This window comes from Leifsonia sp. TF02-11 (genome assembly GCF_017565305.1).
In the GTDB taxonomy this organism is placed as follows: Bacteria; Actinomycetota; Actinomycetes; order Actinomycetales; family Microbacteriaceae; genus Leifsonia.
The window spans coordinates 1-9,656 of sequence record NZ_JAGEKP010000036.1 but is presented as its reverse complement, the minus strand read 5'-3'; the positions used below and the strand labels follow the sequence as shown (position 1 = coordinate 9,656).

Genomic DNA, 9,656 nt, shown 5'->3' with positions numbered 1-9,656 from the left:
GGTCTCGTCTCCGGTCTCGTTTCTGGTCTCGTTTCTGGTCTTGTTTGCTTAGTCATGGCTACTTTCGTTGCTTGTTGCCGTTGCCATCGGCTCTTCTTGTCGCGGCCATCTCTCGCGCTCAGCAGTTGCCGCGGCTCCGCGCCGCTCCTCAGCGCTAGAGAACCCCGACCCATGTAGGTGGGTCGGGGTTCTCTTCGTTTGCTTGTGGGCTACTGGTTGAGCGTTTCCGCGATCTTGTGGGCGGCCGCGAGGACCCGGGAGGCGGTGTCGCGAATCACGGTGATATCCTCGTCGCTCCAGCCGGTGATGTAGCCGATGCTGTAGCTGCTGGTGTCGAATCCGTGCAGGCCGGCGACTACGTAGGCGACCGACTCCGCTTCGACTTCCATGCGTCCGCGGTGCAGCCGGTACTCCTCGACGCTGTCGATGTGATGGAGTTCAATGTGCGCCGTTTCGTGAATCAGCGTCTTCGCGGACTGCTCCACGCTGATCCTGTCCGCGAGGATCACCCGTCGTGTCTCAGGGTCGGTGTAACCGCTGGCATGGGTCAACGGTTCGCGGTCGACCCTCCATCCTGAGGATTCGAGGTGGGCGGTCAGCGGAGCGATCACGCCATGGTCGTGGTCGCCCGTGAGCCGCTGCGTGGGATTACTCGGGAGTGGGTCGGCTCCCTCGATCGGGTCGGTTTGTGTGATCTCGAACACGGACAGGGTCGGGAAGTATCGGATCATGGGGTCTTCGTCGCCGGGGGTGTCATCGTCGGCGTCCGCCGCGGTCTTCTTCTCGCGGTAGCCGAAGGGCGATGATCAGTAGGAGGTTGTTCAGGCTGTAGGTGTGGAAGGAGCGGGCGAATTCGAGGAAGGCCCGCCACTGGCCGCTGTCGGTTAGCTGCTGGACCTGCTCCACGATGGACGCGTGCAGTGCCTCCGCCTCCGCCTGTCGGTCCTTCACGTCTCGGGTGATGGTCGCGTTCCTCATGATGCGCTTGCTCCTTCGTCCACTCGTCTTTTCTCGCCGTTCCGGCACGAAGATCAAGAACGGGTGGAGGCCGAGCAGCGACCGGCTGGAGCGGTTGCTAAGTGGAGGAGCGCAGCGACGGAGTCTGCAAATAGCGAGAGTCGGTCGCGGAGCAGCCGGAGGCCGTTACGATCGCAGGCCGGAGCGGGGAGAACACAGAAGACCGCGCCGACAAAGTCTCTCAACTGAGAATCTCCCCAGTGCCGTTAGCTCACCGGGGCGTCGAAAGGGCTGGACCTCGGTTGCTAGATCTACTCGAGATGCCGGAGGGCCGGATCCAGCCCAACGGGGTCGACAAGATCACGGCCGAAGCCGATGATGCTCAGTCGACTCACGCGCTGATCGAGGCGCAGGTGCCCTGACGGGTACGAGTTGATCCAGGTTCAAAACTCGATGCCGCGGGGCGGCCGCGTCATTGCGACCGGACGCATCCGTAGCGCTGCCACGCGAAATCGACGCCGAGGGTCAGGACTACCGCAGCGCCCGCGCCGCACTCGAAGCAGCGATTCCAGAGGATCATCGTCTCCTGTGGGTGCTCTCTGTTGACTGGTCGGGCGTCCGGACCCGGCTAGATGACGGATAGAGACTTGAGCGTGGGCGGGCCGGCGACGACCATGCCGGACGCTTCGCAGGCCTCCGGCCCGGTCATGTGGCGCGCCTCAGTGAAGCGGGGGCCGGGGGAGCCGGCGCCACCGAATAGCGCCAGCGCCGTCGCGCTTCCGGTGGTGTAGGCGGAGGCGTAGTAGATCCCCTCGAACGAGTTCGCCTGGATGGTCTCCGCCCACTGCTGCGGGATCGCGTAATCCTCCATGGTGACCAGCTCGCGTACGATCCCGAATCGGACCGCGCGCTCGGAGCTGACCGCAGCGCACTTGTAGTCGATCGGCGCGGTCATGGTCGAGACCTGGAAGGAATCGGCCAGCGCCCGCGAGACCACATTCGATACGCTCACGGCGTCTCGGACCTTCTCGCGCACCGCGGCCTCGACCTTGGTAGCCGCGTAGCAGGTCCCTGAAGGGGCCAGGAGGTTGAAGCGGCCATTGCGACTGCTATCAAACCACCATGCACCGCGTGCTGTGTTGTGCGCCCGGTACATCTGGGTCTCCGCGGACACGGTGTGTCGCGGCATCTTGCGGTAGTCCTGCCCTGGGACCGGCGCCCCTTGAGTGGCGGTCACGCGGCCCAGCTCGCAGCCGTGCGCGCAGCAGACGTGACGACCGCGTCCACCTCGCCGGCGATCAACCGGTCGATGTTCCGGCGGCGGTTGCTCACATCCTCGGAGGACTGGTCAGGAACCGGGGTGTTGAGCCACTGCGCCCAGGTCCACTCGTCGTCGATTCCCCGCCGGAGTTCGCTGAGCACCTCACGCATGCCAGGGACGATCGCGCCGTTCACGACCTGGAACGCCGGGTACACCGTCTGACCGTCCGCGGTGCGCAGCCGCAGCAGCCGCAGCTCAGCGACGGCCTTGGAGACGGCCGCGCGGCCGCGTCCCAGCTCCTTTTGCAGCGATCCACTGGTGTAGCAGGGCCCAACGGTTTCCGCCCACGGGCTGACCGCGATCGGCAGCCGCTCGACGACCTGCGCGGCGACCTCGTCGGCGTCGCCGAGGTTGGTCAGTTCTTCGCCACGGTCGACCCGCTCGAGAAGTCGCGCGCGGACGGCGGCCACAATCTCGTCCACCGCGTGCTCCTGCACCTGGCGCGGCCCGGCCGTCCGCCGGCGACGACGTTCGGGTGCTGCAGTGCTCATGGGCGACCTCCCGTGTCAACTATGTCAACCAATTCTCTCAGTCGCATGTCAACCATGTCAACCACCGTGAGCGCGATTACCCCTTTCGCGGATAACTGATAACGCATGTTACCTCGCAACGAGCCGTTACGGCTCACACCTGCGGAGAGGGGGTGTGAGCGCAAGCGGGGTCCTAACCGTTGCCTGCAGCGTTGCTGGTGGGCTGCTTGCGCTCACACCGGTCTGGGGGGAGGGACCGTACCGGCAGTCGGCTTGTTCTCCTAGAGCCATTTCTCGGCGAGGTGGTCTGCGATCACGCGGCGGACGGTGCCCGACTTCGAGCGGAGCACGATCGACTCAGTGCGGATGATCGGGCCCTTCCGCCGGACGCCCTCGACCAGCCCGCCATCGGTCACACCGGTCGCGACGAAGAAGGTGTTATCGCCCTGGACCAGGTCGTCGACGCTCAGGATGGTGTCCATCTTCAGCCCCGCGGCGATCCCCCGGGCCCGCTCCTCGTCGTCACCCGGCGCCAGCATCCCCTGCATGAACCCGCCCAGCGCCTTCACGGCCGCGGCAGTGATGACACCCTCCGGGCTGCCGCCGACGCCGACGCACATGTCGATGCGCGACTCGTACCGTGCCGCGTTGATGCCGCCCGCGACGTCCCCTCGAGCAGCAACCGCGTCCCGGCACCCGCCGCGCGGATCTCCTCGATCAGCCCCTCGTGCCGCGGCCTGTCCAGCACAGCCACCCGGATCTCGTTCACCGGCTTGCCGAGCGCCTTCGCCAGCGCACGGATGTTGTCCCCGATCGACTGCGACAGGTCCACCACGCCGTGCCCGGCCGGACCGGTCACGATCTTGTTCATCCGGAACACGCTCGACGCGTCCAGCATCGACCCACGATCAGAGACCGCGATCACCGACAGCGCATTCTGACGTCCGGCCGCGGTGAGCGAGGTCCCGTCGATCGGGTCGACCGCGATGTCGACCGAGGGTCCCCGGCCGTTGCCGACGTGCTCGCAGTTGAACAGCATGGCGCGTTGTCCTTCTCGCCCTCGCCGATCACGATCACGCCGTCGAAGTTCACCGTTCCGAGGAACTTGCGCATCGCATCCACCGCCGCACCGTCGGCCGCGTTCTTGTCGCCGCGCCCGATCCACGGGGTCGCCCGGATGGCCGCCGCCTCCGTCGCCCGCACCAGCTCCATGGCGACGTTCCGGTCCGGATGCGTGAAATGGGACGCGCTGTCGGTGCTGGTCATGATGGGTCCTTTGTTGGGAAGTGTGGTGCCGGGCCCGCACGGAGACGGAGTGCGGGCCCGGCGCACGGGAGGGGGATTCCCGTGGATCGCTCCGACCACCCACTGGGCGGAGCGAACTCGCTAAGAAGTGATCGCCGCCCCGTGTTCGCGCTGCAGCGGCTGGAGGCGGGTGAGTTGGGTGACGTGGTGTGGGCCGAGCTCGGCGAGGGTGCGCACCTGGAGGAGTTTCATGGTGCGGGTGATCTGGTCGGTGAGGATCTGGATGGTGCGGTCGACTCCGTCCCGGCCGCCGGCCATGAGCCCGTAGAGGTAGGCGCGCCCGATGAGGGTGAACTTGGTGCCCAACGCGTAGGCGGCGATGATGTCGGCGCCGTTCATGATGCCGGTGTCGATCGCGACCTCGGTGTGGTGGCCGACCTCGCGGGCGACCTCCGGAAGCAGGTGGAACGGGATGGGCGCCCGGTCCAGTTGCCGGCCGCCGTGGTTGGAGAGCACGATCCCATCCACCCCGTGATCGACCAGCGTCTTCGCGTCCTCGAGGTTCTGCACGCCCTTGATGACCAGCTTTCCGGGCCAGAGTGCGCGGATCTCGGCGAGGTCGTCGTAGTCGATCGACGGGTCCATCGCCGCGTTGAGCAGGTCGCCGACGGTGCCGCCGGTCGCGGACAGGGAGGCGAACTCCAGCTTCGGGGTGGTGAGGAAGTCGTACCACCACCACGGCCGGGGGATCGCGTTCACGATCGTCCCCAACGTCAGCTGGGGTGGGATGGAGAACCCGTTCCGCTTATCCCGCAACCGGGCGCCGGCGACCGGGGTGTCCACGGTAAAGAACAGTGTGTCGAACCCGGCGGCCGCGGCCCGCTCGACCAGCCCGTAGCTGATCTCCTTCTGCCGCATCACGTAGAGCTGGAACCAGTTGCGCCCGTGCGGGTTCGCCGCCTTCACGCCTTCGATGGAGGTCGTCCCCAGTGTGGAGAGGGTGAACGGGATGCCCGCTGCGCCGGCCGCACCGGCACCGGCGGTCTCGCCCTCGGTCTGCATCAGCCGGGTGAACCCCGTCGGCGCGATCCCGAACGGCAGCGCCGACGGGCCGCCCCAGATCTGACACGAGGTGTCGACGGTGGACACGTCGTGCAGGATCGACGGGTGGAACTCCACGTCCTGGAACGCCTGCCGCGCGCGCGCCAGCGACAACTCGCCCTCGGCGGCGCCCTCGGTGTAGTCGAACGCCGCCTTCGGAGTCCGGCGCTTGGCGATCCGCGCGAGGTCCTCGATCGTCAGCGCCGACTCCAGCCGCCGCTTCTTCAGGTTCAGCTCGGGCTTCTTGAACTGCATGAGCTCCAGCAGCTCGGCGGGCTTGGGGAATTGACGGTCGACCATGCGAATGGATCCTAACGGGGGTCGTAGCGGACGATCTGGGTGGTGCGGGCGACCAGGGCGCGAAGCGTCTCCAGGTCGCCGGAGAGCAGGCCGGCAGCGCGCCCCTGGACGAGGACGTTGCCGATCGCGGTGGCCTCGACGGGACCGGCGAGCACCGGCAGGCCGCTGCGGTCGGCGGTCGCCTGGCAGAGGAGGGCGTTGCGCGCTCCCCCGCCGACGATGTGGACGGCCTCGACCCGCACACCCGAGAGGGATGCCGCCGTCCGGACGGTCTCGGCGAAGGCGGCGGCGAGGCTCTCGACGATGACGCGGACCATGCCCGCGGGCGAGGCGGGGGCGCGCATCCCGCGCTCGTCGAACCATCCGGCGATCCGGCCCGGCATGTCGCCGGGGGCGAGGAACCGAGGGTCCTCGGCGTCGAACACCTCGGCCGGGCGCGGCAGCTCGGTCGCCTCCGCCAGCAGCCCGGCGATGTCGACGTGGAGCCCGCGGCGCTGCCACTCGCGGAGGGACTCGCTGAGCAGCCAGAGCCCCATGACGTTGTGGAGGTACCGGATGCGCCCGTCCACGCCGCCCTCGTTGGTGAAGTTCGCGGCGCGTCCCTCGTCGGAGAGGATGCGCCGCTCGAGCTCCACCCCGACGAGCCCCCACGTCCCGCAGGAGATGTATGCGGCGCGGGAGGCGTCCATCGGCACTGCGACCACGGCCGAGGCGGTGTCGTGCGAGCCGACCGCCGTGACGGTCGGGGCGGCACCGGCGAAGGGCAGGTCGTGCGCCAGAGCCGGGAGCAGTCCTCCGATCGGCGTCCCGGCGTCGACCAGCGGCGCGAAGGCGGTGCGCGGTAGGCCGAGCCGCTCGATCAGGCCGTCGTTCCACGCGCCCTCGGCCGTCAGCAGGCCGGTGGTGGAGGCGTTGGTGCGCTCGGCGTGGGCAGCGCCGGTGAGCCAGTAGGCGATGAGGTCCGGGATGAGGAGGAAGCGGTCGGCGGACGCGAACGACCCGTCGGCCGCATCCACCGCCAACTGGTACAGCGAGTTGAACGGCAGGAACTGCAGGCCGCCCTCGCGGTACAGCTCCTCGGGCGAGACGGCAGCGTGCACGAGTTCGACCCCGCGCGCCGTGCGCTCGTCGCGGTAGTGGTACGGCTCGCCGAGCAGCCGGCCGGATCGGAGGAGGCCGTAATCGACCGCCCACGAGTCCACGCCGATGCTGCGCAGCGCGGGGTCGGTGCGGGACACGGCGGCCAGGCCGTCCAGCACACTCGCGTACAGCCCCGTCACATCCCAGTGCAGGGTGGCGCGGTCGCCCTCCCAGAGCCGAACGGGCGTATTGGGGAATCGCGCGGCCTCGGTCAGCTCGAGGGTGTCCGCGCCGACGCGGGCGTGCATCACCCGGCCGCTGGTCGCACCCAGGTCGACCGCCGCGACCGTCCCGGTGGTCATCGCAGGAAGGCCGCGGCGACCCCGGCATCCACCGGGATGTGCAGTCCGGTGGTGTGGTCGAGGTCGGCCGAGGTCAGCACCGCGACCGCATTGGCCACGTTCTCCGGCAGCACCTCGCGCTTGAGCAGCGTGCGCTGGGCGTAGTACGCGCCCAGCTCCTCCTCGGGCACCCCGTAGACCGCGGCGCGCTTGGCGCCCCAGCCGCCGGCGAAGATGCCGGAGCCGCGCACGACGCCGTCGGGGTTGATGCCGTTGACCTTCACGCCGTGGTCGCCGAGCTCGGCCGCGAGCAGCCGCACCTGGTGCGCCTGGTCGGCCTTGGTCGCCGAGTAGGCGATGTTGTTCGGGCCGGCGAAGACGGAGTTCTTGGACGAGATGTAGACGATGTCGCCGCCGAGTCCCTGCTCGATGAGCACCTTCGCGGCCGCCTTGGAGACCAGGAACGAGCCCTTGGCCATGACGTCGTGCTGCAGGTCCCAGTCGGCCTCGGTGGTCTCCAGCAGCGGCTTCGAGATCGACAGGCCGGCGTTGTTGACGATCAGGTCGAGGCCGCCGAACTGCAGCAGCGCCTCCTGGACCGCGGCCTGGATGTCGGACTCGCTGGTGACGTTCGCCGCCACCCCGATCGCCACATCCGTACCGCCCAGCTCCGCCGCCGCGGCCTGCGCCTTGAACAGGTCGAGGTCGGCGATGACGACGCACGCTCCCTCGGCCGCCAGCCGCGTCGCGATCGCCTTACCGATGCCGGAGGCCGCACCCGTGACGAGGGCGATGCGGCCCGCGTGGGATTTCGGCTTCGGGAGGCGCTGCAGCTTGGCCTCCTCCAGCGACCAGTACTCGATGCGGAACTTCTCCGCTTCATCGATCGGCGCGTACGACGAGATCGCCTCCGCGCCGCACATGACGTTGATCGCGTTGATGTAGAACTCGCCCGCGACGCGGGCGGTCTGCTTGTCCTTGCCGTAGGAGAACATCCCGACGCCCGGGATGAGCACGATCGCCGGGTCCGCACCCCGCATCGCCGGGGAGTCCGGGGTCGCGTACTTCTCGTAGTACGCCGTGTACTCGGCGCGGTACTGCTCGTGCAGCTCCTTCAGCCGGGCGATCGAGTCCTCGATGGAGGCGTCGGCGGGGAGGTCGAGGATGAGCGGCTTCACCTTCGTGCGGAGGAAGTGGTCCGGGCACGAGGTGCCGAGCGCACCCAACCGGACGTGCTCCTCCGACGCCAGGAAGTCGAGCACGACGTCGGCGTCGGTGAACGAGCCGACCTGCGGCTTGTCGGTCGAGGCGAGCCCGCGCAGGGTCGGCGCGAGAGCGGCGGCCTTCGCCCGGCGCTCGGCCGGCTCCAGCGGCTCGTTCGCCGGGACGCGCGCCCCGAACGGCTCGGGACGGCCGTGCTCGGCGATGTAGTCGGCGGCGGTCTGAATGATCCACAGCGAGTTGACCTCCGCCTCCTCGCTCGTGTCGCCCCACGCCGTGATCCCGTGACCGCCGAGGATGGTGCCGATCGCGTCCGGATTCGCCTGCTTGATCGCGGCGATGTCGAGGCCGAGCTGGAAGCCCGGGCGACGCCACGGCACCCACACGACGCGGCCGCCGAAGATCGTCTTCGTCAGCTCCTCGCCGTCGGCCGCCGTGGCGATCGCGATGCCGGAGTCGGGGTGCAGGTGGTCGACGTGGGCCGCATCCACCAGGCCGTGCATGGCCGTGTCGATCGAGGGGGCCGCGCCGCCCTTGCCGTGGAGTGTGTAGTCGAAGGCCGCAACCATCTCGTCCTCGCGCTCGACACCCGGGTAGACGTTCCGCAGCGCGCGGAGGCGGTCGAGCCGGAGCACGGCGAGGCCCTGCTCGGTGAGCGTGCCGAGGTCTCCCCCGGATCCCTTCACCCACAGCAGCTCCACCGGCTCCCCCGTGACGGGATCGGTCTCGGTGCCCTTGGCGGACGTGTTGCCGCCGGCGTAGTTCGTGTTCGCAGGGTCCGACCCGAGGCGGTTCGAGCGGGCCAACAGGCCCGCAACGGTCTGATTAGTCATCGGCTGTGAGGTCCTTTTGTTCGCGTCGATGGTGAGAGTGAGCTGTACCTGGTCATCGCGGTGCTGCCAGGTGGGGGAGTAAGCCTCGAGGTTCCAGCTGTCCCGGATAAGAGCGAGGGCCGGTTCGTCCTGAATAGTGAAGGTGAGTTCGCGTGCGAAGCGGCTGTATTCACCGAGGATCGCATTAATCAGCGCATGCGCCACCGCCCACACTTGCGGTCCCGGGACGCTGGCCAACACTTGCAGATTCGTCAGCTCGAGATCCGCAAGCAGCCTCTGGTTCGGAGGGTGTTCGTCATCCCAGCGGACGTGGAGACTCAGCTCGCGGGTACCAGCAAGACGGCGGCTGGTCGCGGGCCGAACCTTCACCCCCGCGGTGTTACCGGCCGGGATGTAAATCAGCATCGGGAGGAGTCCATGCTGCTCAGGCGCCCCATCCGGCCTGGGTGCCGCCCACACGCTCGGCCTCGATCTTCTCCTGGTAGCCGCTGGCCTTGTACGCGGCCATCGGGTCGGCGGGCAGCCCGCGCGACTCGCGCCAGGCGGCCAGGTCGGCGCGTACGTCGGTGTTGAACGCATCCATGAACACCGTGTTGGCGGCGAGCACGTCGTTCGCCCGCTGGGCTGCGTCCAGCGCGTCGACATCCTGGCTTTGTCAAGTTGAGTTGGCCCACCGATGTCGTCGTGATTCGGCCCACACGGTACGGCTGATAGTCGTTGCCGGTGCGGACTGCGCTGGACCTTTTGTCCGAGGGAGAGCCACGGGCATGAAAAGGCTAGAGGAGCT

7 protein-coding genes and 2 pseudogenes are annotated in these 9,656 nt (G+C 68.4%); all 9 read right to left on the bottom strand.

Going from position 1 to position 9,656, the window contains the following annotated elements; genetic code table 11:
• Positions 1-209 precede the first annotated feature (209 nt).
• On the bottom strand, positions 210-704 hold the full coding sequence (locus JNB50_RS24475) for an ImmA/IrrE family metallo-endopeptidase (protein ID WP_307794866.1): 495 nt from the start codon (positions 702-704) through the stop codon (positions 210-212).
• Between the two features lie 49 nt (positions 705-753).
• A complete protein-coding gene (locus JNB50_RS25355; RefSeq protein ID WP_243768944.1) occupies positions 754-978 on the bottom strand; it encodes a hypothetical protein in 225 nt (74 codons plus the stop codon).
• 607 nt (positions 979-1,585) lie between these two features.
• A complete protein-coding gene (locus JNB50_RS24470; protein WP_243768946.1) occupies positions 1,586-2,113 on the bottom strand; it encodes an RES family NAD+ phosphorylase in 528 nt (175 codons plus the stop codon).
• 77 nt (positions 2,114-2,190) lie between these two features.
• Entirely contained in the window at positions 2,191-2,769 is a 579-nt protein-coding gene (locus JNB50_RS24465) for a hypothetical protein (protein WP_208042700.1), read from the bottom strand.
• A 260-nt stretch (positions 2,770-3,029) separates the two neighbouring features.
• Positions 3,030-3,960, bottom strand: a pseudogene (glpX, locus tag JNB50_RS24460) (class II fructose-bisphosphatase).
• A 174-nt stretch (positions 3,961-4,134) separates the two neighbouring features.
• Positions 4,135-5,394 carry an alpha-hydroxy acid oxidase gene (locus tag JNB50_RS24455; RefSeq protein ID WP_208042699.1) on the bottom strand — a complete coding sequence of 420 codons (1,260 nt, stop codon included), beginning with the start codon at positions 5,392-5,394 and terminating at the stop codon, positions 4,135-4,137.
• 11 nt (positions 5,395-5,405) lie between these two features.
• Positions 5,406-6,836 (bottom strand): rhamnulokinase family protein, encoded by a 1,431-nt coding sequence (locus JNB50_RS24450; protein WP_208042698.1) that lies wholly within the window; start codon positions 6,834-6,836, stop codon positions 5,406-5,408.
• Positions 6,833-8,869 carry a bifunctional aldolase/short-chain dehydrogenase gene (locus JNB50_RS24445; protein ID WP_208042697.1) on the bottom strand — a complete coding sequence of 679 codons (2,037 nt, stop codon included), beginning with the start codon at positions 8,867-8,869 and terminating at the stop codon, positions 6,833-6,835. Before JNB50_RS24445 ends, JNB50_RS24450 begins: the two co-directional genes overlap by 4 nt.
• Positions 8,870-9,293: 424 nt before the next feature.
• A pseudogene (locus JNB50_RS24440) lies at positions 9,294-9,515 on the bottom strand (rhamnose isomerase); the annotation flags it as partial.
• Positions 9,516-9,656: the final 141 nt, after the last annotated feature.

Excerpts from the sequence above, each read along its gene's own strand:
- JNB50_RS24465 (WP_208042700.1), bottom strand. The coding sequence starts at position 2,769 with ATGAGCACTGCAGCACCCGAACGTCGTCGCCGGCGGACGGCCGGGCCG.
- JNB50_RS24445 (WP_208042697.1), bottom strand. The coding sequence starts at position 8,869 with ATGACTAATCAGACCGTTGCGGGCCTGTTGGCCCGCTCGAACCGCCTC.
- JNB50_RS25355 (WP_243768944.1), bottom strand. The coding sequence starts at position 978 with ATGAGGAACGCGACCATCACCCGAGACGTGAAGGACCGACAGGCGGAG.
- JNB50_RS24470 (WP_243768946.1), bottom strand. The coding sequence starts at position 2,113 with ATGTACCGGGCGCACAACACAGCACGCGGTGCATGGTGGTTTGATAGC.
- JNB50_RS24455 (WP_208042699.1), bottom strand. The coding sequence starts at position 5,394 with ATGGTCGACCGTCAATTCCCCAAGCCCGCCGAGCTGCTGGAGCTCATG.
- JNB50_RS24450 (WP_208042698.1), bottom strand. The coding sequence starts at position 6,836 with ATGACCACCGGGACGGTCGCGGCGGTCGACCTGGGTGCGACCAGCGGC.